The following is a 25408-nucleotide window of genomic DNA, read 5'->3' as shown; positions in this document are numbered from 1 at the left end:
TGAGGTTCCGGTGCGTGTAGGTTCTGGCCCATGGTGCGATACGCGGAGCCGGGCGCGGTGGAGTGGGTGGAGTCGGGCGGCGGCCCGCTCATAGCGGTGCCGGAGACGGTGCTGCCGTTCTGGGCGGGGGCCGACGGCGACGAGACGGCTTCCGACTACGACCGGGCCTGCGAAGTCGACGGCTGCGTGGGCCTGTTGCCCGTCGGTGACGCGGCCGCCCTGGTCCTCGGTGACGAACCCGCCTCGACCTCCTACCTCCCCGACCACGACACCTTCGTACGGTGGTGCGCGGCCGACTCCGAGGAGCAACTCCTCGCCGAGGTCCCCGCCGCCCTCGCCACGGCCGTCTGGGAGGACGAGGTGAGCTGGTCGGTCCCCGGCCCCGTCGTCCTGTTCGACGCGGCCTGGCCCGGCAACGACTCGGTGAACACCGACCACTTGAAGGTCTCGCTGGCACCCGGCCGGTACGCGGTGCGCGCGGCCGACGTGCGGCCGGGACCGGAGACCTGGCTGGGACTCGTGCAGTTGCGGCGGCTGCCGGACTGAGAACCGTTCACGCCCGCGACGGGGGCGTGAACGGCCGGCACCGGCTCGGACCACGCGGTCCGAGCCGCTCACCCGGTACCGGGCTCCGAGCCGGTCACCCGGTACCGGGCGTCAGAGCCGCGCCAGTTCGTCCACCAGGTCGTCCAGGCCCAGCGAACCCTGCGACAGCGCCGCCATGTGCCAGGCCTTGAGGTCGAACGCCTCGCCGTGCCGCTCGCGGGCCTTCTCCCGGCCCAGCAGCCAGGCCCGCTCGCCGAGCTTGTAGCCGATCGCCTGGCCGGGGATCGTGAGGTAGCGGGTCAGCTCGCTCTCCACGAAGTCCGCCGGACGGCTGCTGTGCGCGCCGAAGAACTCCTGCGCCAGCTCGGGGGTCCACCGCTCGCCCGGGTGGAAGGGGGAGTCCGCCGGGATCTCCAGCTCCAGATGCATGCCGATGTCGACGATGACCCGGGCGGCCCGCATCATCTGCGCGTCGAGATAGCCGAGCCGCTGCTCCGGGTCCGTGAGGAAGCCCAGCTCGTCCATCAGCCGCTCCGCGTACAGCGCCCAGCCCTCGGCGTTGGCGCTCACCCCGCCCACCGAGGCCTGGTAGCGGGAGAGGTTCCCGGCGACGTGCGTCCACTGCGCGAGCTGGAGGTGATGGCCCGGCACGCCCTCGTGGTACCAGGTCGAGACGAGGTCGTAGACCGGGAAACGGGTCTGGCCCATCGTGGGCAGCCAGGTGCGGCCGGGACGGGAGAAGTCCTCCGACGGGGCCGTGTAGTACGGGGCCGCCGCACCACCGGGCGGGGCGATGCACGACTCCACCCTCCGTACCCGCTCGGCGAGTTCGAAGTGGGTGCCGTCGAGCGAGTCGATCGCCTGGTCCATCAGGCCCTGGAGCCAGTCGCGGACCTCGTCGACGCCGTCGATGTGCTTGCCGTGCTCGTCGAGGTGGGCGAGCGCCACCCACGGCGTCGCGGCGCCCGGCAGGATCTTCTCGGCCTCCTGCTTCATCTCGCCGAGCAGCCGGTGGAACTCCGACCAGCCGTACGCGTACGCCTCGTCCAGGTCGAGGTCCGTGCCGTTGAAGTAGCGCGCCCAGCGGGCGTACCGCTCCCGGCCCACGGTGTTCGGGGCGCCCTCGATGGTCGGCGCGTACACGTCCCGCATCCAGTCGCGCAGCTCCGCCACCGCGGCGGTCGCGGCGCGGGCCGCGTCGTCCAGCTCCGCGCGCAGCGACTCGGGGCCCGCCGCGGCGAAGTCCTCGAACCAGCCGCGGCCCTTGCCGTCGGTGTCCGCCCACTCGGTGAGCTGCTCGACGAAAGTGGCGGTCGGGCGCGGTGCCGCGTACAGCTTGCGCTCCAGACCGAGCGTGAGGGACTCGCGGTAGCCGGCGAACGCGGTCGGCACGGCACGCAGCCGCTCGGCGATCGCGGCCCAGTCCTCGTCGGACTCCTGGGGGGTGACGGTGAAGATCTCACGGACCGAGTGCGGCGGCGTGGCCATGTTGCCGACCGCGCGCAGGCCCTCGTCGGATTCGTGCACGGCGAGCTCGGCCGTCAGCCGCTCCCGCAGCAGCCGGCCGCACCGGCGCTCGATGTCACTGTCCGCGCCGGGCTGCCGCTCGGCCTCGTCGAGCCTGGCGAGCGTGGCCCGCGCCAGTTCCGCGAGCGCCTCCTGGCCGGCCGGCGAGGTGTCGGGCAGTTTGCTCGAACTCTCCTTCACACCGAGGTAGGTACCGGTGATCGGATCGAGGGCGATGAGCTCGTCGACGTAGGCGTCGGCGACCTGACGGGGCAACGGGATCTGGGTATCGGACATGCGGTCCATCCTCATACGGAGACCGCGCGGGAGTCACCCCGATTCCGCTGTCGGCGTGGCAGGCGGAAGCAGCGGCCCGCACTCCCACTGCTGGAAGATCAGCCGGGTCTCCACCCGGGCCACCTCGCGCCGGGACGTGAACCCGTCCAGGACCAGCCGCTGCAGATCCGCCATGTCGGCCACGGCCACATGCACGAGATAGTCGTCGGGCCCGGTCAGATGGAAGACGGTCCGCGACTCGGGCAGCGCCCCGATCCGCTCCACGAACGGCCCCACCAACTCCCGCCGATGCGGCCTGACCTGTACCGACAGCAGCGCCTCGAGGCCCCTGCCGAGCTTCGCCGGATCCAGCCGCAGCTGATGACCGAGGATCACGCCCGAGCGGCGCAGCCGGGTCACCCGGTCCAGACAGGTCGACGGCGCCACGCCGACCTGCGCGGCGAGATCGCGGTAGGTGGTCCGGGCGTCGTTCTGCAACAGCCGCAGAAGATGCAGGTCCACCGGGTCCAGTACGACGGATTCGGCCATCGGCCGAACGTAGCACGGAGTCCGACCCCGAAAGGCCGGTCGCTGTTCACCCTTGCGGGCATGGACTCAGCGCGCACCTCCACCGCCTCGCGTACGCCGCTCAGAGCACTGGCCACCGAGGCCGTCCACGCCGGCCGCGACGACCTCGCCCGCCAGGGACTGCACGCCCCGCCCATCGACCTGTCGACGACCTACCCGTCCTACGACAGCCGCGGCGAGGCCGCGCGGATCGACGCCTTCGCCGCGACCGGCGCCGAGCCGGACGGCCCGCCCGTGTACGGCCGCCTCGGCAACCCGACCGTCGCCCGCTTCGAGACCGCACTGGCCCGCCTGGAGAACACCGAGGCGGCGGTCGCCTTCGCCAGCGGCATGGCCGCGCTCACGGCCGTCCTGCTCGTACGGGCCTCCCTGGGCCTGCGTCACGTCGTCGCCGTACGCCCCCTGTACGGGTGCAGCGACCATCTCCTGACCGCCGGACTCCTCGGCACGGAGGTCACCTGGACCGACCCGGCGGGAGTCGCCGACGCGCTGCGTCCGGACACCGGCCTGGTCCTGGTGGAGTCGCCGGCCAACCCCACCCTCGCCGAGATCGACCTGCGGGCCCTCGCCCACTCCTGCGGCACGGTCCCGCTCCTCGCGGACAACACCTTCGCCACGCCGGTGCTCCAGCGCCCCGCGGAACACGGCGCCCGCCTGGTCCTGCACAGTGCCACCAAGTACCTCGGCGGCCACGGGGACGTGATGGCCGGGGTGGTCGCCTGCGACGAGGAGTTCGCGGGGCACCTGCGACAGGTCCGCTTTGCCACGGGCGGGGTCCTGCACCCCCTCGCGGGCTACCTCCTCCTGCGCGGCCTGTCGACCCTGCCGGTCCGCGTCCGCGCCGCCTCCACGACCGCCGCGGAGCTCGCCCGCCGCCTCGCCGCCGACCCCCGTGTCACCCGGGTCCACTATCCGCGCATCGGCGGCGCGATGATCGCGTTCGAGGTCGACGGCGACCCGCACGATGTGATCGGCCGGGTCCGTCTGATCACCCCGGCGGTGAGCCTGGGCAGCGTGGACACCCTCATCCAGCACCCGGCGTCGATCAGCCACCGCATCGTGGACGCGGACGACCGAAAGGGCGCCGGAGTGAGCGACCGCCTGCTGCGCCTGTCGGTGGGCCTGGAGGACCTGGAGGACCTGTGGGCGGATCTGGACGCCGCCCTGGAGCGCGCCCCCGTACTCGTCGACGAGACCGGAGCGACTACGGCGTCTCGGCCCTGGTCAGCCCGACAGCACCGTCCGTCTCCTCCACCGGCGCGTCCAGCCGAGCGGTGACGACGAGGGTCCCCTCCTCGATCTGGTAGTCGAGGGGGAGTCCCAGTCCGCGCATAGCCGCGACCATCCCCGTGTTGGACGACTGCGTCACCGCGTACACACTCGCGCACCCGGCCTCGGCGGCCATGGCGACGAGCCGCTCCAGCAGTTCGCCCCCGATTCCCCGCCGCTGCCACGCGTCCTCGACGAGCAGCGCCACCTCGGTCTCGTCCCCGTCCCACAGCAGGTGCCCGAGTCCCACGATCCGCCCCGACGCGGTCTGCACGGCGAGGGTGCGCCCGTAGCGGGGACTGAGCAGATGGTTGAGATAGCGGTCGGCGTCGCCGACGGGGCCGTGGTACCGGGCGCTCAACGTCCGCGGCGAGCACCGCTCGTGCATCTCCACCGCGGCCCTCAGGTCCCCGGTGTCGGCGCGGCGCACGGTGATGTCGTGGCCTTCCGGCAGCGTCAGCACGTCCTGGCCGCGCGGCACCCGCGGACCGAGCCGGGCGTCCAGCTCGACCAGGGCCCTGGCCCGGGCGAACTCCGTCGGGGTGAACGGCAGGTACGGCCGCTCCACGGTGATCACTCCGCCTTCCGGCGCCCGCAAGCGCATCACGGTGTCCTCCAGAGCACCTTCCACCGGCACGCCCTCAGGACCCCGGCCGCCGCCCACCGGCACGGCCGGCAGGGAACGGATCGTGCAGCGGCCCAGCAACTGCCGCAACGCGAGCGGCAGTTCCGCCGCGTCGAGCGCGGTGCGGGTGGCGAGACCCAGCACCCGGGTCGGGGCGTCCACCAGGTCGTGGGTGTCGGCCCGCTCGATCCAGGTGTCGGCACCGCCGGCCCCCGCGACGGCCCGGGCGATCTCGGCGCCCTCCAGCGTGCCGGGAGCACGCAGCAGGAACTCGTCGACCGTGCCGTCGGCCAGCGGATGGGTCTGCAGGCTGAGGATGTCGACCCGGTGTGCGGCCAGGGCCGTGCACAGCGCGGCCAGCGAGCCCGGTTCGTCCTTCACCGTGGTGCGCAACCGCCACAGTGTGCTCTCCGCGGCCGCGGGATCCGAGGTCCGCGACGCGTGGTCGGACGGCCCGGCCTGCTCCCCGTCGGGCAGTGGCCGGGTGCCGGTATCACCCGTCGGGGGTGCGTGGTCGTGGCGTCGTGTCCAGCGCGTGCGGAACGCGGCCCTGAACAGCGCGGCGAGTTTCACAGGAGTCACATCGGACTTGTTCGGAGTCATGCAGCCACTGTGGAGGAACGGTGTTGCGTGATCACGAACGTATTGTGACTGCTCGGTAAAGTGGGGATCTGCACCTTTCGTGCCCTTTTCAACCGTTACGCAGTGGGTGGTACCGGAGAGACGCCGGTACCCCGTACTACGCCGTGCAGACACACCGATGCTCAACAGGTCGCGCACCAGGGGATGACGCCGGTGCGCGACCTGCTGTGAAGAGTACGGGAGTTACTGGCCCACCCGGCCCGGCTGGAGCACCTGGGTGAACAGCACCGTGCCGTCCTGCTCGCGCAGACGTACCGTCAGCTCGCCGCTGTGGCCGTCGATGTCGACCTCGCCGAAGAACTGGTAGCCGCCCGCGGGGGAGACGTTCGAGGCGGTCGGCGCCTTCAAGAACACCCGCTCCGGGCCGAAGGTGCCGTCCAGCGCGCTGGCCGGGAAGGCGCCCGCGTTCAGCGGACCGGAGACGAACTCCCAGAACGGCTCGAAGTCCGTGAACGCGGCCCGTGACGGCTGGTAGTGCTGGGCCGAGGTGTGGTGGACGTCGGCGGTCAGCCACACGGTGCCGGTGATCCGCCGGTGCTTGATGTACCGCAGCAGTTCGGCGATCTGCAGCTCCCGTCCGAGCGGGGCGCCCGGGTCGCCCTGCGCCACCGCCTCGATGTTCGCCTTGCCCTCCGTGCCGTCGGGCACGACCAGGCCGAGCGGCATGTCGGAGGCGATCACCTTCCACACGGCCCGCGAGCGCGACAGCTCCCGCTTGAGCCACTCCAGTTGCTCCCGGCCGAGGATGCCCTGCGGGTCCACGGTCTGGTCGTCGGGCGAGTTGGCGTTGCGGTACGTCCGCATGTCCAGCACGAACACGTCGAGCAGCGGCCCCTGTCGCAGCACCCGGTACACCCGGCCGTCCCGCGCACCCGGCCGCAGCGTGGAGACAGGGAAGTACTCGCTGAACGCGCGCCGCGCCCGGCCCGCGAGCACGTCGACGCTCTTCTCGGTGTAGCGGGCGTCGGAGTCCAGGATCGTCTGGCCCGGGTACCAGTTGTTGCGCACTTCGTGGTCGTCCCACTGGATGATCGACGGGACCTGGGCGTTGAAGGCCCTCAGGTTGTGGTCGAGCAGGTTGTAGCGGAAGTTGCCGCGGAACTCCGCCAGGGTCTCGGCGACCTTGGACTTCTCCTCGGTGGTGATGTTCCGCCAGGTGCCGCCGTCCGGAAGGGCGGCGGTGGCCGAGATCGGGCCGTCGGCGTAGATGTTGTCGCCGCTGCACAGGAAGAAGTCCGGGTCGAGCGCGGCCATCGCCCGGTAGATCGTGTAGCCGCCGAAGTCGGGGTTGATGCCCCAGCCCTGCCCGGCGAGGTCGCCGGACCACAGGAAACGCACCCCGTCACGGCGTGAGCGGGACACCGTGCGGAAGGTGCCGGCGACCGGCTCGCCGGTCCGGCGCGGATCGTCCGGGTCGGCCAGCAGGACGCGGTAGTGGATCTGCTCGCCCGACGGCAGTCCGTGCAGCCGGGTCGTGCCCGTGAAGTCGGTGTCCGCGCCGAGCAGCGGGCCGTGCCATCTGCGCGGGTTGCGGAACGACTCGGTCGCGGACGTCTCCACGATCATCCGGGCCGGTCGGTCGGAACGCACCCACACCAGACCGGAGTCGCAGGTCACGTCTCCCGTCTGCACCCCCCAGCCCGCCCCGGGGCGTCCGGAGAGGGCGAAGGCCGGCGCGCCCGAGGAGACCGCGGGCAGCGTGAGGGCCGCGGACGCGGCCAGGGAGCCGCGCAGCACGCTGCGGCGGCCGGGGAACGGACGGTGTGACATGGGTGCGCCTCCAAGGACGTGATCCGGCCGGTGTGCGATGCCACAACTACTGGGGCACCGCAGCGCACACGGAAACCGCAGATGAACAACTCGCCGTGGGAACGAGGGAACCCGTGTGCGAAGGACGCGACCGGACGCGGGCGGAGACGCGGGGCGCGGGTCGGCCGGGAGGACCGGGGGCTGGGGTCCGCCGCGGGCGGGCGCGGGGGCGCGGGTCGGCCGTGGGTCGGCGCGGGGCGCGGGTCGGCCGTGGGTCGGCGCGGGGAGGGTGGACGCGGGGGGCGAGTCGGCCGACAGGGCCGGGGGTTGGGATCCGCCGCGGCGGGCGCGGGGCTGGAGTCGGCCGAGGGCGGCCTCGGCGTTGGAGTCGGCCGCGGGCGGCCCCAGTGCTGGGATCACTCGCGGGTGGCCTCGGCCATCAGGCGTACGCCGTCCCGGATCCGCGTCGCGGACAGGTGCGCGTATCCGAGGACCAGCCGCACGTCCCCTTCCGGGCCCCCCTCGTCGTCGTGCTCGGCACGCGCGTGTGCGTAGTCCGACAGCGGGCGGACGAGCACACCGGCCGCCGCCAGGCGCGCGAGGAACGTCTCCTGGGGGCCGTACCGCTGCGGCAGCGTGGCGATGACGTGCAGCCCGGCGGCGATCCCGGAGACCCGCGTGCCGGGGAGGTGCTCGTCCAGCGCGGAGACCAGCGCGTCGCGCCGCCCCCGGTAGGCGCGCTGGCAGCGGCGCAGTTGGCGGTCGTAGTCGCCGCGCTCCACGAACCGGACGAACACCGCCTGGTCGATGGTGGGATGACCGAGGTCCATGGTCCGCTTGCGCTCCACGACCTCGTCGGCCAGCGCCTCGGGCACGAGCAGCCAGCCCAGCCGCAGCCCGGGAGCGAGCGACTTGCTGACCGATCCCGCGTAGGCGACACGGTCCGGGTCGAGCCCCTGGAGCGCGCCGACGGGGGCCCGGTCGTAGCGGAAGTCGCCGTCGTAGTCGTCCTCCAGGACGAAGCCGTCGACGGAGCGCGCCCAGTCGAGCAGTTCCGCGCGGCGCCGCGCGGAGTAGGCGATGCCGGTGGGGAACTGGTGGGAGGGCGTCGTGACCACGGCACGTACCCCGGAAGCGCGCAGGGGCCCGATGCGGATCCCGTCCTCGTCCAGCGGCAGGGGAAGGGGGGTGACACCTGCCGCCGCGTACAGCGCGTCGTGCTGCGGGCTGCCGGGATTCTCCACGCCGACCGAGGGCATCCCGTGCGCGTGCAGGGCGAATCCGAGCAGGGTCGTCGCCTGCGCCACACCCGAGACGACCACGATCCGCTCCGGATCGGCGACCACGCCCCTGCGGCGCGTCAGCAGCTCGGCCAGGGCGGCGCGCAGCCGGGGCAACCCGCGCGGGTCGGGGTAGCCGAGGTCCTGGTGCGGCAGCTCCGCCAGCACACCGCGGTGGGCCGTCGCCCAGGCGGTGCGGGGGAACAGCGACAGGTCGGGCGTCCCCGCGACGAAGTCGGCCCGGGCGCCCGGGACACGCGGGGCCAGGTCACGCGCGCGTGGGTGGGCGGCCCGCACGGCGCCGCCGACCCAGGTGCCGGCACCCCGGCCGCTGCGCAGATACCCCTCCGCCGTCAACTGCTCGTACGCCTCGGTGACCAGCCCGCGCGACACCCCGAGGTCGGCGGCCAGATCCCGGCTCGACGGCAGCCGCGTCCCCGGCACGAGCCGCCCCGACCGCACCGCCTCCCGCAGCGCCGCCTGAAGGGAACGCCCACGCGTGCGTGCCGGTGCCGAGACGGCCGGCAGGAGCAGCTCCCAGGCGGCCGACCCGGCGGACTGCGGTACATCCGGCGGTCCCTGCGAAGTGGTCCGCGATGACGTCATGGAAATGGACCTTAAACCGGACCGCACCGCTTCCTAACGTCACAGCCATGAACGCCACCACCCTGCGCGGTTCCCTGCTCGCCACGTTCGCCTGCGTCCTCGTCGGAGCGTCGTTCACCGCCAACAGCCTCCTCGGCGACTACCCGTACGCGGGCGGGCAGTTCCTGCGCTACGGCCTCGCCGCGCTGCTGCTCGTCCCGTCGGCCGCGAAGGGGGCCGCCGCGCGGTTGCGGGCGCTGGGACCTCGCGGATGGGCGCGCCTCGCGCTTCTCGCCGCCGTGGGCATGGTCGGCTTCAACCTCGCCGTCATCGCCGCCGAACGCACCGCGGAACCGGCCGTCCCGGGTGTCTTCGTGGGCTGCGCCCCTGTGCTGGTGGCCGTACTCCTGCCCCTGCTGGAGGGACGCAGGCCCCGGCGCCGCGTCCTGCGGGGCGCCTTGCTCGTGGCCCTCGGCGCCTTCGCCGTCCAGGGCTGGGGTCGCACCGACGGCGTCGGGATCGCCTTCTCGGTGTGCGCGCTCGCCGGTGAGGTCGGCTTCGCGGTTCTGGCCGTACCGGTGCTGCGGCCCCTGGGGCCACGGCTGCTGTCCGCCGTGGTCTGCGCGGTCGCCGCCGTCGAGGCCGCGGCGGCCGGGCTGCTCCTGGACGGCGGCGCGTGGCTGCGCCGCCCCGACACCGCCGAGACCGCCGCGCTGCTGTGGCAGGCGGCGGTCGTCACCGTCGTCGGCTTCGTGTGCTGGTACATGGGCATGCAGCGGATCGGCGCGGAGCGCGCCACGCTCTTCTCCGGCCTCATCCCGGTCGCCGCGGCCGCTACCGCACCCCTCGTCGGCACGGGCTCCTACGGCGCCGCCCAGGCCGTGGGCAGCGCCCTGGTCGGTGCCGGAGTCGCCCTCGGATCCGGGGCGTTGAGCCGGCGGGGGAGGAGCTCAGCGGCTGCCGTCGAGGATGACCCGCGCGACCAGGGCCGGGTCGTCGTTCATCGGGCAGTGGCCGCAGCCGGGCAGCCGCACCAGCCGGGCCCGGGGAATGATCTGCTTGGCCCGCACACCCTGGCGGCGCACGAGCAGCATGTCCCTGGTGCCCCAGGCCACCGTCACCGGCAGCCCCGGGACGTCGTCGCCGAACTGGACGGCGGTACCGGCCCGGAGCGTGTCGTCGAACCCCGTCGCCCGCGCGAGGGCGAGCGTCTCGGCGACCACGGCCTCGGGTGAACGCCGGCCGGGGCGGGCGTAGATGGTGCTCGTGAGCATCGTGCGGCCGGCCGCGCTGCGTGAGAGCCGTTCGACCAGCGGCAGCGGCAGCCGCCGGGAGATGTGCCGCATCGTGAGCAGCACCCCGAACGCGTACCGCCGCTCGGCCTGCGACCAGAACCCGGCGGGGGACAGCGCGGTGACGGACCGTACGAGCCGCTCGCGGCCGAGTTCCAGGGCCAGCAGGCCGCCGAGCGAGTTGCCCGCCACGTGCGGGCGGTCCAGGTCCAGGGCCTCGCAGAACGCCCCGAACACCGACGTGGTGGTGGCCAGGTCGTACGACAGCCCCTCGGGCAGCCCCGGCGACGCGCCGAACCCGGGCAGGTCCACGGAGATCACGTCGCGCTCGGTCGCCAGGATGTCCACCACCGGGTCCCAGGCCTGCCGGTGGTGACCTATGCCGTGCAGCAGGAGCAGCGGCTCACCGCGCCCCACGCGCGCGTAGGACACGGTCACGGGCTGGGGCCCCTGGGGTGAGGGGACTTTGAAGGAGACGGTGGCGGACATGAAGGCTCCTGAACGGCGACGCACGGGCTGGGACGAGAACTCACGGTCGGACGCTGTAGACAGCTTGTCAGCAATTGCTACTGACGGGTAGACCCCCGGGTGGCCGGCTGTGTAATCGCCTGGACACGGACCGGCGTGTGGGTTGGGATGAACCCGTGGCCACCGAAACCGAGACCGATCTCTTCGAAGAACACCGTCCCGTCCTCCTGGGTGTCGCCTACCGCATGCTCGGGCGCGTCACCGACGCCGAGGACGTGGTGCAGGAAGCCTGGCTGCGCTGGTCGGCGGCGGACCGCAGCGAGGTGCGCGAACCGCGCGCCTACCTGGTCCGCGTCACCACGCGCCTGGCGATCGACCGGCTCCGCCAGGTCAAGGCGCGCGGTGAGACGTACGTCGGCCCGTGGCTGCCCGAGCCGTACGTGACCGACTTCGGGGACACCGTGCCCGACACCGCCGAGCGCGCCGTTCTCGCCGACTCGGTCTCCCTCGCCGTCCTGGTCGTCATGGAGTCCCTGTCGCCGCTGGAGCGGGCGGTGTTCGTCCTCAGGGAGGCCTTCGGCTACCCCTTCGCGGACATCGCCGCCATGCTCGACCGCGCCGAACCCGCCGTGCGGCAGCTCGCGGGGCGGGCCCGCAGGCACGTCGACGAACGACGGCCGCGCTACGAGGTCGACCCGGTCCGGCGCCGCGATCTGACGGAGCGTTTCCTCGCCGCCGCGGGCGGCGGCGACCTGGAGGCGCTGATGTCGCTGCTCGCCCCGGACGTCCGGCTCGTCGGGGACAGCGGCGGCAAGACCAAGGCGCCGCTGCGGGCCCTGCAGTCGGCCGACCACGTGGGCCGCTTCCTCGTCGGCATCGCCGAAAGGGGCCTACCGGACCTCACCTGGCGCTTCCTGGAGCTCAACGGCGGGCCCGCGGTGCTCGCCCTGGCGGACGGAAAACCCGACTCCGTCTTCCAGTTGGACATCCTGGACGGCCGCATCCAATCCATCTACATCATCCGCAACCCCGACAAGCTGCGCGCCCTGCCTGCCTTCTGAATGCCTCATCAACGCTGTGTGGCATCACGTCCACGCGCCCTGCAGGGGATCGAGGATTGGTCTTGACCAAGGGTGTGGGCCGCCCTATGGTCGCAGATAAGTGAAACAACCTTTAATAAACAAGGGCGCTAAAACGCCGCCGGACCACGGCGATTGCGGAGGCAAGGGTGGGGACCACGCAGCTCGAATCGGTGCCTGAACCGAAGTACTGGCATCTCAAGACCGTGCTCAGTGAGGCACTGGACTCCGAATTCTCCGTGGGTGAGATCCTGCCCAACGAGCGCGATCTCGCCGCCCGTTTCGGCGTGGCCCGCGCCACGCTCCGCCAGGCCCTGGAGCAGCTGGAGCTGGAAGGCAGGCTGCAGCGCCGCCGCGGGGTGGGGACGACCGTCGCCCCGCCGCGCGTGGGCGTGGCGGTCGGCTCCGAACAGCACGCCTGGCCCGGTGCGTCCGGCGACGACTGGCAGTCCGTCGACTGCGCCGTCGCGGTGCCGCCCGCGTCCGTCGCCGATGCCCTCGGGACCGACCGCGAGCAGCCGGTGCACACCGTGCGCCGTTCCCGCATGACCCACGGTCAGCCCGTGGCCGCCGAACTGCTCTACGTCCCCGAGGCGTCCGTTCCGGAACTCTCCGCCATAGACGCGCCGTCGGGGGCGGCACGCGCGCGTGCCGTGCTGCGCGAATTGCAACGCCTGGAGCTGGAGAGCCGGGAGAACGCCGTCGAGCTCGGCTCGGCCCGCGCGGACGACGCGAAGGAACTGGACCGCCTGCCCGGCGCCCCGGTGCTGGTCGTCACCACCCGCTACCTGGCCGGCGGCCGCACCGCCGCGGTCTCGGTGGCCACCTACCGCGCGGACACCTGCCGGCTGACCTTCGGGGACTCGGGCGCGGTGGAGATCCACGAGGGGCCGCAGCGCCAGGCCTCCTGACCCCCGCGACAGCGGTAAGGCGGCGCCCCGGGAGCGGGATCCGGGGCGCCGCCGCCGTTCATCGGCGCGCTGTGACCGTGCCCTCCACCGCGAACAGCTGCTCCTCCACATGGTCGAGGGCGAGCCGCAGCGCACCCGTCGCCACGGCCGCCTCGCCGAGGAGCGAGAGGGCGACCTTCGGCGGGCGCAGACAGTAACGGGCCAACTCGCGCCGCAGCGGCTCCAGTACGCCGTCCAGGCCGGCCGCCCAGCCGCCGACCACGACGAGTTCCGGGTCGAGGGCCAGGACGAGAGCCGCCACGTCGTGCACGAGCCGCTGGATGAAGCGGTCCACCGCCGCCCGGGCCCGCTGGTCGCCCTCACGCGCCTGCGCAAAGACCTCGGCGACCGCCTGCTCGTCGAGCGGGTGCAGGGGCTGGTCCGTGGTCGACAGCAGTGTCTCCGGGGTGACCTCGCGGCCCAGCAGATGCAGCGCCCCGATCTCCCCGGCCGCCCCGCCGTACCCCCGGTGGAGCCGCCCGCCGATCAGCGAACCGGCCCCGGGGCTCAGCCCGGCCAGCACGAACACCACGTCGTCGGACTCGGTGGCGGAGCCCTTCCAGTGCTCGGCGACCGCGGCCGCGTTGGCGTCGTTCTCGACCAGGACCGGGCACTTGAAGGAACGGCTGAGCCGCTCGCCGAGCCGCAGCCCCGTCCACTCGGGCAGCGCCGCGCACAGCCGTATCGTGCCGTCCGCCTCCACGATGCCCGGCGAGGCGACCCCCACGGCCCACAGGGAGTCGCGCGCGACCCCGGCCCGGCGCAGCAGTTCGGCCACCGCGGTGCGCAGCCGCTCCAGGCGCTCGTCGGCGGTGGCCGTCTCGTCCACGTCCTTGGCCACGGCGCCCAGCACCCGGCCGTCGAGGTCGGACAGGAGCGCGGCGACCCGGTGCGGTCCGATGTCCAGGCCCAGCAGATGCCCGGCCTCGGCCCGGAACCTGAACCGGCGCGCGGGCCGCCCCTGTCGCCGGGCGACGCTCTCGTCCGCCGCCTTCTCGACCACCAGGCCGCCCTCGATGAGCCCTTCGACGACCCCCTCGACCGTCGGCCGGGACAGGCCCGTCACCCGGGTGATCTCGGTCAGCGTCGCGCAGTCCGTGGCACGCAGCGCGTGCAGCACCACCGCGGAGTTGATCCTGCGCAGGAGCGAGGGATCCCCGCCGGTCAGTCGCCCCAACGTCCGTCCTCCCAGCTCGTGCGCGTGTGGGGCGGATCGTACAGGCCGCTTGGCCGGGATTGTGCGGCGAGTCGGACGAGATGTCGTCGACTGCGCTGTCTTGGGCGATCGCACAGTTCTCCCCGCCCCTGCGCCACGCCCTTCACCCGGGCGCCACGAACCCCGACTCGTACGCCGCGATCACCGCCTGGGTTCGATCGCGCGCCCCCAGCTTCGCCAGCACGGCGCTGACGTGCGACTTCACGGTCTCGGTGCCGACGACCAGGCGCGCGGCGATCTCCGCGTTGGACAGGCCGCGCGCCATCAGCCGCAGCACCTCGGCCTCCCGCTCGGTCAGCTGGGCCCGTTCCATCGCGGCCCGGGCCGCCCGGTTGCCGCCCTCCTCGCCGTACTGGGCGGCGAGCTGCCGTACCGAGGCGGGGAACAGCAGCGACTCGCCCTCGGCGACCAGGCGCACCGCGTGCACGATCTCGGCCGGCCGGGCCCGCTTCAGCAGAAACCCGTCGGCACCGGCCCGCAGGGCCTCGTACACGTACTCGTCGTTCTCGAACGTCGTCACCACCAGGATCTTCGGCGGCTCCTCGACCGACCGCAGCACCGCGCGCGTGGCCTCGATGCCGTCCATCAGAGGCATCCGTACGTCCATGGCGACCACGTCGGGCCGCAGCTGCCGTACGAGGGGGATCACCGCCGCCCCGTCGGCCGCCTCGCCGACGACCTGGATGTCGGGCTGCGCCTCCAGCACCGCCCGCAGTCCGGCGCGTACGAGGGGTTCGTCGTCGACGAGGAGAACGGTGACGGGCATCCCGTCAGCGTAGATCAGCGGAGCGGCAGCTCGGCATGCACCTGCCAGTCGCCCCGGTCGGGCCCGGTGTGCGCGCGGCCGCCCAGCAGGGCCGCCCGCTCGCGTATCCCGCGCAGCCCGCTGCCCCGGCCGGGGCCGGGTATGTCGGCCGTCAGGGGATTGCGGACCTCCAGGGCGAGGGCCTCGGCACCGACGTCGACACGGACCCGGACCGGAACGCCTCCCGCGTGCCGCAGCACGTTGGTCAGCGCCTCCTGGAGAATCCGGTAGCCCTCCCGGGAGACCGGCCCGGGCAGGGTGTCCACCGGGCCGGTCAGCTCCGCGTCCACCTTGGCCCCGGACGCGCGCGCGGACTCCAGGAGCCGGCCGGCGTCCGTCAGCGTCGGGCGTCCGCTGACCGGCCGCCCGGACTCGCGCAGGATGCCGAGGACCCGCTCCAGGTCCTCCAGCGCGGCCCGGCCGGTCTCCTCGATGGCGTCCAGGGCGCGGTCGGTGAAGGCCGGGTCCCCGGCCGCCCGCGCGGCACCGGCCTGGACGACGGCGACGGTCAACGCGTGCCCGATGGAGTCGTGCAGCTCACGCGCGATGCGGGTGCGCTCGAGGAGCTGTTCGGTGCGCTCCTCCAGCGCGGCGAGGCGATCGGCGGGGGAGGGGCCGAGCAACCGGAGCGCCAGCGCGGTCACCAGCCGGCCCGAGCCGACCACGGTCGCCCCGAGCGCCGCCAGCGACAGGGGTGCGAGCAGGACATGCCACCACTGGTGGCCGCCGAGGAGGACCAGCGCGCCCTCGTCGACGTCCCGGCCGAACGCCGACGCCACCAGGTCCACCGAGCTGATGAGCAACTGCATGGAGAGCATCGCCGTCACGTTGCCGAGCAGCAACCGCGTCTCCAGCCACAGGACGAGCCGCCCCCGGTCGCTCCAGGACGCCGACGGTGCGACGACGATGTCGATGCTCTCGCTGTTGTGCCGGTGCCCCGTCAGCAGCAGCCTCGCCTGGAGCCCTTCCACGGTGCGCATCGCGGGCACCAGCCCCGCGGGTGCGAGCGTCACGGCCGCCAGCGGCCAGATCCACCACGCTTCCTCGACGAACATCCACATGGCGGGCCACACGACGGCGATGAACAGATGCAGCCATCGTGTGTACGTCACCGCCCGGCCGAACGGGCGCAGCAAGCGGACCATGCGGTCATCGTGCCAGCCGGCACCGACAACGGGCCTCCCCCGGGCGGGGGAGACGATCTCCACGCGCGGGGGAGGCCCCGCCCCCGCCGCGCCGGACAGGCTGATGCCATGACCAGCATCGAAGTCCAAGCCCTCACCAAGGAGTTCGGCAGCCGACGAGCCGTGGACGACGTCACCTTCCGTGTCCTGCCCGGCCGTGTCACCGGCTTCCTCGGCCCCAACGGAGCCGGAAAGTCCACCACCATGCGGCTCGTCCTCGGCCTCGACCGGCCGACGTCGGGAACGGCCACGATCGGCGGCCGCGCCTACGCCACGCTCGACGAACCCCTGCGCCACGTGGGGGCCCTGCTCGACGCCCAGGCCGCGCACGGCTCCCGCACCGGCCGCGACCACCTGCGCACGCTGGCGGCGAGCAACCGCATCCCCGACCGCCGGGTCGAGGAGCTGCTGGAGCACACGGGGCTGTCCTCCGTCGCCCGGCGCCGGGTGAGGACGTACTCCCTGGGCATGCGGCAGCGCCTCGGCATCGCGGCCGCCCTGCTCGGCGACCCCGGCGTGATCATGCTCGACGAGCCCTCCAACGGTCTCGACCCCGAGGGCATCATCTGGATCCGCGAGCTGCTGCGCCGGCTGGCCGCAGAGGGCCGCACCGTGCTGGTCTCCAGCCACCTCATGACCGAGACCGCGTCCTTCGCCGACCACCTCGTCGTCCTGGGCCGGGGGCGCCTCCTGGCCGACACACCGATGCGGGAGTTCATCCACGCACGCGTGCAGCCCGGCGTCCGCATCCGCACGACCGACCCCACCGCCCTCAGGAGCGCCCTCGCCCGGCACGGCCACGACGCCGTGGAGCACGAGGACGGGCACTGGACCGTGCACCACGCACGCGTGGACGAGATCGGCGTCATCGCCTCCGCCGCGGGAGTGGCGATCCTGGAACTGGCCGCCGAAGAGGCCACCTTGGAGCAGGCCTACCTCGATCTCACCGCCGCCGAAACCGAGTTCACCGCCCAACCCCAGGAGGCCTGACATGCACTTCGCCCCCGTACTCCGCTCCGAGTGGCTGAAGATCCGGACGCTGCGCTCCCTCCTCGGCGCGCTGCTCGCCCTGTTCGCGGCGACCACCGCGTTCTCCGCGATCGCCGGCGTCTCCGAGACCTCCGACCCCGAGTTCGACCCGCTGTTCATGGCGCTGTCCGGGGTCGCACCGGGCCAGATCGCGGCCATCACCTTCGGCGCCATGGCGGTGTCGTCCGAGTTCCACGGGGGTGGGCTCCGGCTGTCGCTGGCCGCGATGCCCAGGCGCGGGCGGTGGTTCGCGGCGAAGGCGACAGCCGTCGCCGTACCCACGCTCGCGGTCGGTCTGGTGACCGCCCTCTCCGCCCTCCTGGTGGCCCGGGCCGGGCTCGGCGGGGCGGCGAGCGGCCTGAGCACCGGTGAACAGATACGCGGTGTCGTCGGCTGCGGGATCTACCTCACCCTGATGGCGCTGCTGGCGGCCGGTCTCGCGGCGGTGCTGCGCAGCGGGGTGGCGGCGCTCTCGCTCCTGATCCCGTTCATCCTGGTTGTCTCCTTCGTGATCGGCGACGTGGCGGGCGGGGCCACCGACTTCCTCCCCGACCGGGCCGGACAGATCGTCCTCCACGAGACGCACGACGGACCCCTGGGACCGTGGACCGGCCTCGCCGTGACCGCTGCCTGGGCGGCCGCCGCCCTGGCAGCCGGGGCCTGGAGCGTGCGACACCGGGACGCCTGAGCCCTGTATCGCCTGACGCCCCGCCAAATGTCAGTGGCGGCCGGTTTACTGGATCACATGGACAGTGCGAAGTACCTCGTCGCGATCGACTCGCTGTGCGCCCGCGACCTCACCGCGGCGGACGGCGAGCCGGTCCCCTACGCGGCGGGACCCGGTTACCGCATCGAGTCGTTAGAGGTGAGCCACGGGACGCGGACCGGTGACGCGACGCGGCGCATGGCGGCCGTGGCGGACTTCTACGCTCTGAAGAACTCCATAGCGCAGCAGTTGGACGACCGCTGGGGCAGACAGCAGCCGCTCTGGGGGATGAACACGCTCCGGGTGCAGGGCGAGCGGGGCGACGGGATACCCGAACCCTGGGCCACGACGTCTTCCGTGGCGGACGATCTGGACCTGTGGCAACCCCCGGGCTCGGACCGCTGGATCGCCCTCGGGGTGGGCTACCGGGACGAGACCGACGAGGTCCATGTCCTCGCCGTGGCCTCGGACATCGACCCGGTCTGACCCGCTAGCCCCGCTCCGCCGCCACCCGCAGCCGGGCGAACTCCTCCGCCATCGTCGCCGCCGTCCAGTGCGCGTTGAGGCCGCTCGGATTGGGCAGCACCCACACGCGCGATGCCCCGATCGTCCGCTCCTGCGGTCCCACCCGCGCCTTGCGGTCGTCGAAGGCCGCGCGGTAGGCGGTCACTCCCACCACGGCCAGCCAACGCGGCCGGAGCCGCGCCACCTTCTCCGCCAGCAGCCGCCCGCCCTCGCGGTACTCCTCGGCGCTCAGCTCGTCCGCCCGCGCGCTCGCCCGGGCCACGACATTGGTGATGCCGAGCCCGTAGGACAGCAACTCCTGCTGCTCCGACGGCTTCAGAAGCCTCGGGGTGAAGCCGGACAGATGGAGCACCGGCCAGAACCGGTTGCCGGGCCGGGCGAAGTGATGCCCCGTCGCGGCCGTCATCAGGCCGGGGTTGATGCCGCAGAACAGCACATGGAGACCGTCCGCGACCACGTCCGGTACCAGACGGTCGCGGGCGGCCTCCAGCTCCGCGGGGGTGAAGCGGGTCATCGCGTGAGGCGGCTCAGAGGATGGCCCCGGGCGTGTAGCCCGCGGCCGCCGGGTGCTGCTTGACGATCTCCTCGATCCGGCCGACGACGACGGCGACCTGGTCGGCCGCGGCGCCGGTGAAGGACAGCTTGTCGGCCATCAGCAGGTCCAGCTGGGCGCGGTCGAGCGGGATGCGCTCGTCGGCGGCCAGCTTGTCGAGGAGCTCGTTGCGCTCGGCGCCCTGCTCGCGCATCGCGAGCGCGGAGGCGACGGCGTTCTCCTTGATCGCCTCGTGCGCGACCTCACGGCCGACACCCGCCCGCACCGCGCCCATCAGCACCTTGGTGGTGGCGAGGAAGGGCAGGTAGCGGTCCAGCTCGCGGGCGACGACGGCCGGGAAGGCGCCGAACTCGTCGAGGACCGTCAGGAAGGTCTCCAGGAGACCGTCGAGCGCGAAGAACGCGTCCGGCAGCGCGACCCGGCGCACGACCGAGCAGGAGACGTCGCCCTCGTTCCACTGGTCGCCCGCCAGCTCGCCCGTCATCGAGGCGTAGCCGCGCAGGATGACCATCAGACCGTTGACGCGCTCGCAGGACCGCGTGTTCATCTTGTGCGGCATCGCCGAGGAGCCGACCTGGCCCGGCTTGAAGCCCTCGGTGACCAGCTCGTGCCCGGCCATCAGCCGGATCGTCTTCGCCAGCGACGACGGCGCCGCCGCCAGCTGCACCAGCGCCGTGACGACCTCGTAGTCCAGCGAGCGCGGGTACACCTGGCCGACGGAGGTGAACGCCTGCGAGAACCCCAGGTGACCGGCGATCCGGTCCTCCAGCTCCGCCAGCTTCGACGCGTCCCCGCCCAGCAGGTCCAGCATGTCCTGCGCGGTGCCGACCGGGCCCTTGATGCCGCGCAGCGGATAGCGGGCGAGGAGCTCCTCGACCCGGCCGTACGCGACGAGCAGCTCGTCGGCGGCCGTCGCGAAGCGCTTGCCGAGGGTGGTGGCCTGCGCGGCCACGTTGTGCGAGCGGCCGGCCATGACCAGCTCGGCGTACTCGCCGGCCAGCTTGCCGAGGCGCGCCAGGACGGCGACGCTGCGGTCGCGGATCAGTTCGAGGGAGAGGCGGATCTGGAGCTGCTCGACGTTCTCCGTGAGGTCACGGGAGGTCATGCCCTTGTGGACCTGCTCGTGCCCGGCGAGCTCGTTGAACTCCTCGATGCGCGCCTTCACGTCGTGCCGCGTGACCTTCTCGCGCTCGGCGATGGAGGCCAGGTCGACGGTGTCCAGGACCCGCTCGTAGTCGGCGAGAGCCTGCTCCGGCACCTCGATCCCGAGGTCCTTCTGGGCCCGCAGCACGGCGAGCCAGAGCTGACGCTCGAGTTTCACCTTCTGCTCGGGCGACCAGAGCGTGGCGAGCTCGGCGGAGGCGTAGCGTCCGGCGAGGACGTTGGGGATGCGGGGCTTGGCGGGAGCGGAAGTCACGTGCACGGATTCTACTGGCGATTCGTGCAGGTCGGCGTCGGGGCCCCCTTCGTCGGAACCTACGAGAGCGTGTCCGCGAGCTCCGCCAGGACACCGGCGTGGCACAGTTCGGGCGCGCACCAGCAGGCCAGCGCCCTGCCGCGCAGCCCGGGCACCAGAGCGAGCAGATCCGGCCGCTCCAGGAGATGCGCCCGGTACTTCGCCATCACCTCGGCCCGTGTGCCGTCCCGGCGGCGCCCGGCGGTGTCGTAGGAGAAGGGGTTGTACAGCGGATGCCTGGGCAGGTCCCAGCCGCCCATGGTCCAGCGGCGGCCGACGTAGACGAGGTCGGCGGGCGCGTGTTCGAGGCGGGGGCCGTACTCGTGGATACGGCCCCTGACGTTGACCACGCGCGTGTGCACGGCGTCCTCAGTGCTCGTACGGCGAGAGGTCGGGCCGCTTCGGCGGCATGCCGTCACCCGACGAGCGGCCGGTCAGGCGCCGTCCGATCCAGGGCAGCAGGTGCTGCCGGGTGAACCGGACGTCCGCGATCCGGCGGGCCACCCACCTCGGCGGCACGGTCGCCGGCAGCGGCGTCCGCCACTCCGTGTCCTCGGGGTCGTAGCCGAGGGTCTGCCACACGGCCTCGCAGACCCGGCGGTGGCCGTCGGCCGTCAGGTGCAGCCGGTCCACGTCCCACATCCGCGGGTCGGACAGCGAGGCGGCGCCGTACAGGTCGACGACCACGGCGCCGTGCCGTCCGGCGAGCTCGTCGACGACCGTGAACAGCTCCTCCATGCGCGGCCGGAAACGCTCCAGGACCGGGCCCTGGCGGCCGGGGCTGCGCATCAGCACCAGTTGCTTGCAGGACGGGGCGAGCCGCTCCACGGCCTCCGTCAGCAGGTCGCGCACGCGGACCATGTCGCACTTGGGGCGCAGGGTGTCGTTGAGTCCGCCCACCAGCGTGATCACGTCCGACTGCATCGCCGCCGCCACGTCGACCTGCTCGTCGACGATCTGCTGGATGAGCTTGCCGCGGACCGCGAGGTTGGCGTACCGGAAGCCGGGCGTCACGGCGGCCATCCGGCCGGCCAGGAGGTCGGCCCAGCCCCGGTAGGAGCCGTCCGGCAGCAGGTCCGACATGCCCTCGGTGAAGGAGTCGCCGACCGCGACCAGGCTGGAGTAAGTGGGATTCGTCTGCATGGCGGGAGAAATCGTAACGCGCTCACATACCCGCCGGTCGGTGGGTTCCGCCCTGTGGTTGCGGTCGTCACACCTGCCGGCCGAACAGCTCCCGCAGCACGTCCTCCATGGTCACCAGCCCCGCCAGCCGGCCGTCCTCGCCGATCACCGCCGCGAGGTGGGTGCGGCTGCGCCGCATCGCCGTGAGCACGTCGTCGAGCGGTGTGCTCTCCCGGATCCGTGCGATGGGCCGCATGTCCCGCACCGAGAACGGCAGGTCCCGCGGTGAGGCGTCCAGCGCGTCCTTGACGTGGAGGTAGCCGACGATCCGCCGTCCCTCGTCCACCACCGGGAACCGCGAGAACCCGGACTCGTTCGACAGCGCCTCCAGCTGCTCCGGCGTGATGCCCACGCGCGCGTAGACCACGCTCTCCAGGGGCAGCACCACGTCCCGTACGGGGCGCCGGCCCAGCTCCAGCGCGTCGTGCAGCCGCTCGCGCGCCCGCTCGTCGATCAGTCCCGCCTCGCCGGAGTCCCGCACGATCCGTGCCAGCTCGGCGTCCGAGAAGGAGGCCGTGACCTCGTCCTTGACCTCCACGCGCAACAGCTTCAGCAGGGCGTTCGCGAAGGCGTTGATCGCGAAGATCACCGGGCGCAGTCCGCGCGCCAGCGCCACCAGCGGCGGTCCCAGCAGCAGCGCGCTGCGCACCGGCTCCGCGAGCGCGACGTTCTTCGGGACCATCTCGCCGAGCAGCATGTGCAGATAGGTCGCCAGGGTCAGCGCGATGACGAAGGACACCGCATGGCCCGCGCCCTTCGGCACGCCCACCGCGTGGAACACCGGCTCCAGCAGATGCGCGATCGCCGGCTCCGCGACCACACCCAGGACCAGGGTGCACAACGTGATCCCGAGCTGCGCGGCCGCCATCAGCGCGGACACGTGCTCCAGGCCCCACAGCACGCCCTTCGCACGCCGGTCGCCCTGCTCGGCGTAGGGCTCGATCTGACTGCGCCGCACCGAGATCAGCGCGAACTCGGCCCCCACGAAGAAGGCGTTGACGACGAGGCTCGCCAGACCGATCAGCAACTGGACGACGGTCATCGGCCGACCCCCTTCTCGGGCGATCCGGCTCGCGCCGGGAAGCGCGCGGTTCGCTCCGTCCGGGACACGGCCGTCCTCGCGGCGGCCCTCACGACTCCTCCTCCGGCCCCGGGGCCTCGCCCACCGGTGCGTGCAGCAGCACCCGGGCCGCCCGGCGGCCGTGCGCGTCCAGGACGTCGAGCCGCCAGCCGGCCACGTCCACCGAGTCGCCGACGGCCGGGATCCGGCCGAGTTCCGTCGCCATCAGACCGGCCAGCGTCTCGTACGGCCCCTCGGGCGCCCGCAGCCCCACGCGCGCGAGCTGGTCCATGCGGGCCGAACCGTCGGCCCGGTAGAGCTGCCTGCCCTGCTCGTCGCTGCCCGCCGGGGCCAGGTCGGGTGTCTCGTGCGGGTCGTGCTCGTCGCGGACCTCGCCGACGACCTCCTCGACGATGTCCTCCAGCGTGGCCACGCCCGCCGTGCCGCCGTACTCGTCGATCACGACCGCCATCGTGCGCTTGCCGGACAGCCGGTCCAGGAGCCGGTCCACGGTGAGCGACTCGGGCACCAGCAGCGGCTCGCGCAGCAGCTCGGCGACCGAGGCGCGGGGCCGGCGCTCGGCCGGTACCGCCAGGATGTCCTTGATGTGCGCGATGCCCACGACCGAGTCGAGACTGCCGCGGTAGACGGGGAACCGGGACAGCCCGGTCGCACGCGTCGCGTTGGCCACGTCCTCACAGGTCGCCTGGACATCGAGGGCGATCACCTGCACCCGCGGGGTCATCACGTTCTCCGCGGTCAGGTCGGCGAGGTTGAGCGTCCGCACGAACAGTTCCGCGGTGTCCGCCTCCAGCGCGCCCGCCCGGGCGGAGTGCCGGGCCAGCGCGGCCAGCTCCTGCGGCCCGCGCGCGGAGGCCAGCTCCTCGGCGGGCTCCAGGCCGAACCGGCGCACCACCCGGTTGGCCGTGTTGTTCAGGTGGCTGATGAACGGGCGGAAGGCCGCGCTGAACCAGCTCTGCGCGGTGCCCACCCGCTTGGCCATGGCCAGCGGCGAGGAGATCGCCCAGTTCTTCGGGACCAGTTCGCCGACCACCATCAGGAACACCGTCGACAGCGCGGTGCCCAGCACCAGCGCCAGCGACCGGGACGTGGACGGTGAGATCCCGACCGCTTCCAGGGGTCCCGCGATCAGCGCCGCGATCGACGGTTCGGCGAGCATGCCGACGACCAGGTTGGTGACGGTGATCCCGAGCTGCGCCCCCGACAGCTGGAACGTCAGATTCCGTACGGCCTTCAGGGCACCGGCCGCACCCCGCTCACCGCGCTCCACCGCCCGCTCCAGCTGCCCGCGCTCGACCGTGGTCAGCGAGAACTCCGCGGCCACGAAGGCACCGCAGGCCAGCGAGAGCAGGATCGCCACCAGCAGGAGGAGCACTTCGGTCATCGGGTCACCTCCGTCCCATGATCGGACAGGGTCCCCAGGATCGCCCGTCCTAGCCGGCGAAGGGCTTCACCCAGCGCCGCCAGTGTTCCTCAGGCGCATACCCCGCCGCACGCCAAGCGTGCTGCGCCGTCTCGTTGCGCACCAGCACCATCGCGTCCCCGCGCCGCCCGCCGAGCCGCACGAACCGCTCCTCCGCGGCCGTGAGCAGCGCCGATCCGATGCCCCGCCGCCGACGCTCGGGGTGCACCGCGAGCCGGTACAGATGGCACCGCCAGCCGTCGAAGCCCGCGATCACCGTGCCGACGAGTTCGCCGTCGAGCTCGGCGAGGACCAGCGCCTCCGGGTCGCGGGCGACCAGCCGCTCCACGCCGTCCCGGTCGTCGCTGATGCTCGTCCCCTCGGCGGCCCGCTTCCAGAAGGCCAGCACGGCGTCGAGGTCGTCGGGCGTCGCGGCCCGTATCCGCAGGTCGGTCATACGGCGATCCCACCACGCCCGTCCCGGCCCGGACGGGAAATTCCACGATCCGGACGGCTACCGCCCCCGCAGCGCGGTCATCACCGGCGCGAACGCCTCCATGGACGCCTCCAGCACCGTCAGATACGTGAAGCCGTACCGCTCGCGCTGCGCCAGCACCTGCGCGACGATCTCCTCGGCCGTGCCGATCAGCATGATGGGCAGGTCCAGCGCCTGCTGGAGGGTGAGGTCGGGCACCCGGTGCAGGAACGGAGTGGCCACGGCCTCACGGTCGTCGGTGACCACGACCATCTGGACGAGCAGATTCAGTTCGGCCGGCTCCTTGCGCCCCTCGGCCAGTCGCCGATAGCGCGCGACCCGCTCGTCGAGTTGCTCGGCCGTGGTCGGGATCAGCTTGCCGGTCGTGTCGCCCGGCACCAGGGTCGCCCCGGTGAAGGCCGCGATGTCGGCGTGCTCGGCGGACAGCTTCAGCATCCGGTTGCCGATGCCGCCGATCAGCAGGGGCACCCGGGGCCGCTGCACCGGCTGCGGCACATGGTCCGGCGAGGCCAGCAGCCGCTCCAACTCCTCGACCGTGCGCCGCAGATGGTCCACCCGCTCGCCCGCCGAACCGAAGGGGAGCCCGGCCCGGTCGTGCTCGGACTGCACATAGCCGGTGCCCAGGCCGAGTTCGAGGCGGCCGCCGGTCAGCGCGTCCACCGTGGCCACCTCCCGGGCCAGCAGCGTCGGATTCCAGAACCCCGCGTTGAGGACGAACGTGCCGAGCCGCGGCCGCTCGGTGACCTCCGCCGCCGCCACCAGCGCCGGGAACGGCGCGATCTTGCCGAGGTGGTCGGGGACCAGGATGACGTCGTAACCGAGTTCCTCGGCCCGCCGGCACTTGGCGCGCCAGTCCTCGTCGGTGGCGGCGGCGGTCAGGTTGACGGCGAAGCGGAACGGGCGGGGCATGAACTCTCC

Annotated in this window: 24 protein-coding genes and 1 pseudogene; 8 read left to right on the top strand and 17 right to left on the bottom strand. The window is 72.9% G+C overall.

What is annotated here, in order from left to right:
- Positions 1–30 precede the first annotated feature (30 nt).
- On the top strand, positions 31–546 hold the full coding sequence (locus IOD14_RS28910; protein ID WP_123987745.1) for an immunity 21 family protein: 516 nt from the start codon (positions 31–33) through the stop codon (positions 544–546).
- A 111-nt stretch (positions 547–657) separates the two neighbouring features.
- Here IOD14_RS28910 and IOD14_RS28905 read toward each other — a convergent pair whose 3' ends face one another.
- Positions 658–2349 carry a DUF885 domain-containing protein gene (locus tag IOD14_RS28905; RefSeq protein WP_212671944.1) on the bottom strand — a complete coding sequence of 564 codons (1692 nt, stop codon included), beginning with the start codon at positions 2347–2349 and terminating at the stop codon, positions 658–660.
- Positions 2350–2382: 33 nt separating this feature from the next.
- Positions 2383–2877, bottom strand: a complete 495-nt coding sequence (locus tag IOD14_RS28900) for an Lrp/AsnC family transcriptional regulator (protein WP_212671943.1) — start codon at positions 2875–2877, stop codon at positions 2383–2385.
- A gap of 60 nt (positions 2878–2937) precedes the next feature.
- Here IOD14_RS28900 and IOD14_RS28895 point away from each other — a divergent pair, with 60 nt between their 5' ends.
- Positions 2938–4194: a PLP-dependent transferase gene (locus IOD14_RS28895; protein ID WP_249126098.1), complete on the top strand. Its 1257-nt coding sequence runs from the start codon at positions 2938–2940 to the stop codon at positions 4192–4194.
- Here IOD14_RS28895 and IOD14_RS28890 read toward each other — a convergent pair.
- The 3 genes from IOD14_RS28890 to IOD14_RS28880 form a co-directional block, all read right to left on the bottom strand.
- Positions 4121–5413, bottom strand: a complete 1293-nt coding sequence (locus tag IOD14_RS28890) for a GNAT family N-acetyltransferase (protein WP_212671942.1) — start codon at positions 5411–5413, stop codon at positions 4121–4123. The genes IOD14_RS28895 and IOD14_RS28890 overlap by 74 nt on opposite strands.
- 222 nt (positions 5414–5635) lie before the next feature.
- Entirely contained in the window at positions 5636–7222 is a 1587-nt protein-coding gene (locus IOD14_RS28885; RefSeq protein ID WP_212671941.1) for an alkaline phosphatase D family protein, read from the bottom strand.
- A gap of 395 nt (positions 7223–7617) precedes the next feature.
- Positions 7618–9087, bottom strand: coding sequence for a PLP-dependent aminotransferase family protein (locus tag IOD14_RS28880; protein WP_212671940.1), 1470 nt, complete (start codon positions 9085–9087; stop codon positions 7618–7620).
- On the opposite strand from IOD14_RS28880, the pseudogene IOD14_RS28875 reads away from it, so the two are divergent.
- Positions 9078–9971: pseudogene (locus tag IOD14_RS28875) on the top strand (EamA family transporter); the annotation flags it as partial. The gene IOD14_RS28880 and the pseudogene IOD14_RS28875 sit on opposite strands and share 10 nt — an antisense overlap.
- 45 nt (positions 9972–10016) lie before the next feature.
- On the opposite strand, the gene IOD14_RS28870 reads toward IOD14_RS28875, so the two are convergent.
- Positions 10017–10847: an alpha/beta fold hydrolase gene (locus tag IOD14_RS28870; RefSeq protein WP_123987740.1), complete on the bottom strand. Its 831-nt coding sequence runs from the start codon at positions 10845–10847 to the stop codon at positions 10017–10019.
- 155 nt (positions 10848–11002) lie between these two features.
- On the opposite strand from IOD14_RS28870, the gene IOD14_RS28865 reads away from it, so the two are divergent.
- Complete coding sequence (locus IOD14_RS28865) at positions 11003–11887, top strand: RNA polymerase sigma-70 factor (protein WP_123987739.1); 885 nt, start codon at positions 11003–11005, stop codon at positions 11885–11887.
- A 167-nt stretch (positions 11888–12054) separates the two neighbouring features.
- Entirely contained in the window at positions 12055–12816 is a 762-nt protein-coding gene (locus IOD14_RS28860) for a GntR family transcriptional regulator (RefSeq protein ID WP_123987738.1), read from the top strand.
- Between the two features lie 58 nt (positions 12817–12874).
- Here IOD14_RS28860 and IOD14_RS28855 read toward each other — a convergent pair whose 3' ends face one another.
- The 3 genes from IOD14_RS28855 to IOD14_RS28845 all read right to left on the bottom strand — a co-directional run bounded on the left by IOD14_RS28855 (position 12875) and on the right by IOD14_RS28845 (position 16021).
- On the bottom strand, positions 12875–14032 hold the full coding sequence (locus IOD14_RS28855; protein ID WP_123987737.1) for an ROK family transcriptional regulator: 1158 nt from the start codon (positions 14030–14032) through the stop codon (positions 12875–12877).
- A 142-nt stretch (positions 14033–14174) separates the two neighbouring features.
- Positions 14175–14837: a response regulator transcription factor gene (locus IOD14_RS28850; protein WP_212671939.1), complete on the bottom strand. Its 663-nt coding sequence runs from the start codon at positions 14835–14837 to the stop codon at positions 14175–14177.
- A gap of 14 nt (positions 14838–14851) precedes the next feature.
- Positions 14852–16021 (bottom strand): histidine kinase, encoded by a 1170-nt coding sequence (locus IOD14_RS28845; RefSeq protein WP_212671938.1) that lies wholly within the window; start codon positions 16019–16021, stop codon positions 14852–14854.
- A 108-nt stretch (positions 16022–16129) separates the two neighbouring features.
- Between IOD14_RS28845 and IOD14_RS28840 the strand changes: the two genes are divergently transcribed.
- The 3 genes from IOD14_RS28840 to IOD14_RS28830 are packed head-to-tail and all read left to right on the top strand — an operon-like array spanning position 16130 to position 18281.
- On the top strand, positions 16130–17050 hold the full coding sequence (locus IOD14_RS28840) for an ABC transporter ATP-binding protein (RefSeq protein ID WP_212671937.1): 921 nt from the start codon (positions 16130–16132) through the stop codon (positions 17048–17050).
- A 1-nt stretch (position 17051) separates the two neighbouring features.
- Positions 17052–17777, top strand: coding sequence for an ABC transporter permease (locus tag IOD14_RS28835; RefSeq protein WP_212671936.1), 726 nt, complete (start codon positions 17052–17054; stop codon positions 17775–17777).
- A gap of 57 nt (positions 17778–17834) precedes the next feature.
- Positions 17835–18281, top strand: coding sequence for a hypothetical protein (locus IOD14_RS28830; protein ID WP_123987732.1), 447 nt, complete (start codon positions 17835–17837; stop codon positions 18279–18281).
- Between the two features lie 4 nt (positions 18282–18285).
- Here the strand turns inward: IOD14_RS28830 and mug are convergent, their stop codons facing one another.
- From mug to IOD14_RS28790, 8 genes are all read right to left on the bottom strand, one after another.
- Positions 18286–18834: a G/U mismatch-specific DNA glycosylase gene (gene mug / locus IOD14_RS28825; protein WP_212671935.1), complete on the bottom strand. Its 549-nt coding sequence runs from the start codon at positions 18832–18834 to the stop codon at positions 18286–18288.
- Between the two features lie 13 nt (positions 18835–18847).
- The gene (gene purB, locus IOD14_RS28820; RefSeq protein ID WP_123987730.1) at positions 18848–20290 is read right to left on the bottom strand and encodes an adenylosuccinate lyase; all 1443 of its coding nucleotides are present in this window, start codon (positions 20288–20290) and stop codon (positions 18848–18850) included.
- Between the two features lie 59 nt (positions 20291–20349).
- Positions 20350–20691, bottom strand: a complete 342-nt coding sequence (locus IOD14_RS28815; RefSeq protein WP_212671934.1) for a DUF4326 domain-containing protein — start codon at positions 20689–20691, stop codon at positions 20350–20352.
- A 7-nt stretch (positions 20692–20698) separates the two neighbouring features.
- Positions 20699–21472 carry an SGNH/GDSL hydrolase family protein gene (locus tag IOD14_RS28810; RefSeq protein WP_123987728.1) on the bottom strand — a complete coding sequence of 258 codons (774 nt, stop codon included), beginning with the start codon at positions 21470–21472 and terminating at the stop codon, positions 20699–20701.
- Between the two features lie 67 nt (positions 21473–21539).
- Positions 21540–22553, bottom strand: coding sequence for a hemolysin family protein (locus IOD14_RS28805; protein ID WP_123987727.1), 1014 nt, complete (start codon positions 22551–22553; stop codon positions 21540–21542).
- Between the two features lie 88 nt (positions 22554–22641).
- Positions 22642–23976 carry a hemolysin family protein gene (locus IOD14_RS28800; RefSeq protein WP_123987726.1) on the bottom strand — a complete coding sequence of 445 codons (1335 nt, stop codon included), beginning with the start codon at positions 23974–23976 and terminating at the stop codon, positions 22642–22644.
- Between the two features lie 49 nt (positions 23977–24025).
- A complete protein-coding gene (locus IOD14_RS28795; protein WP_123987725.1) occupies positions 24026–24451 on the bottom strand; it encodes a GNAT family N-acetyltransferase in 426 nt (141 codons plus the stop codon).
- A gap of 57 nt (positions 24452–24508) precedes the next feature.
- Positions 24509–25399: an LLM class F420-dependent oxidoreductase gene (locus IOD14_RS28790; protein WP_123987724.1), complete on the bottom strand. Its 891-nt coding sequence runs from the start codon at positions 25397–25399 to the stop codon at positions 24509–24511.
- Positions 25400–25408: the final 9 nt, after the last annotated feature.

It is taken from the genome of Streptomyces sp. A2-16, from assembly GCF_018128905.1.
Lineage (GTDB): Bacteria > Actinomycetota > Actinomycetes > Streptomycetales > Streptomycetaceae > Streptomyces.
Note: the sequence above shows the minus strand (reverse complement) of the source record. Positions and strands in the feature narration are given on the sequence as shown.

Coding starts and splice junctions, on each gene's coding strand:
- IOD14_RS28910 (WP_123987745.1), top strand. CDS start 31: ATGGTGCGATACGCGGAGCCGGGCGCGGTGGAGTGGGTGGAGTCGGGC.
- IOD14_RS28905 (WP_212671944.1), bottom strand. CDS start 2,349: ATGTCCGATACCCAGATCCCGTTGCCCCGTCAGGTCGCCGACGCCTAC.
- IOD14_RS28845 (WP_212671938.1), bottom strand. CDS start 16,021: ATGGTCCGCTTGCTGCGCCCGTTCGGCCGGGCGGTGACGTACACACGA.
- IOD14_RS28885 (WP_212671941.1), bottom strand. CDS start 7,222: ATGTCACACCGTCCGTTCCCCGGCCGCCGCAGCGTGCTGCGCGGCTCC.
- IOD14_RS28880 (WP_212671940.1), bottom strand. CDS start 9,087: ATGACGTCATCGCGGACCACTTCGCAGGGACCGCCGGATGTACCGCAG.
- mug (WP_212671935.1), bottom strand. CDS start 18,834: ATGACCCGCTTCACCCCCGCGGAGCTGGAGGCCGCCCGCGACCGTCTG.
- IOD14_RS28800 (WP_123987726.1), bottom strand. CDS start 23,976: ATGACCGAAGTGCTCCTCCTGCTGGTGGCGATCCTGCTCTCGCTGGCC.
- IOD14_RS28790 (WP_123987724.1), bottom strand. CDS start 25,399: ATGCCCCGCCCGTTCCGCTTCGCCGTCAACCTGACCGCCGCCGCCACC.
- IOD14_RS28890 (WP_212671942.1), bottom strand. CDS start 5,413: ATGACTCCGAACAAGTCCGATGTGACTCCTGTGAAACTCGCCGCGCTG.
- IOD14_RS28900 (WP_212671943.1), bottom strand. CDS start 2,877: ATGGCCGAATCCGTCGTACTGGACCCGGTGGACCTGCATCTTCTGCGG.
- IOD14_RS28835 (WP_212671936.1), top strand. CDS start 17,052: ATGCACTTCGCCCCCGTACTCCGCTCCGAGTGGCTGAAGATCCGGACG.
- IOD14_RS28805 (WP_123987727.1), bottom strand. CDS start 22,553: ATGACCGTCGTCCAGTTGCTGATCGGTCTGGCGAGCCTCGTCGTCAAC.
- IOD14_RS28840 (WP_212671937.1), top strand. CDS start 16,130: ATGACCAGCATCGAAGTCCAAGCCCTCACCAAGGAGTTCGGCAGCCGA.
- IOD14_RS28895 (WP_249126098.1), top strand. CDS start 2,938: ATGGACTCAGCGCGCACCTCCACCGCCTCGCGTACGCCGCTCAGAGCA.
- IOD14_RS28795 (WP_123987725.1), bottom strand. CDS start 24,451: ATGACCGACCTGCGGATACGGGCCGCGACGCCCGACGACCTCGACGCC.
- IOD14_RS28870 (WP_123987740.1), bottom strand. CDS start 10,847: ATGTCCGCCACCGTCTCCTTCAAAGTCCCCTCACCCCAGGGGCCCCAG.
- IOD14_RS28810 (WP_123987728.1), bottom strand. CDS start 21,472: ATGCAGACGAATCCCACTTACTCCAGCCTGGTCGCGGTCGGCGACTCC.
- IOD14_RS28830 (WP_123987732.1), top strand. CDS start 17,835: ATGGACAGTGCGAAGTACCTCGTCGCGATCGACTCGCTGTGCGCCCGC.
- IOD14_RS28850 (WP_212671939.1), bottom strand. CDS start 14,837: ATGCCCGTCACCGTTCTCCTCGTCGACGACGAACCCCTCGTACGCGCC.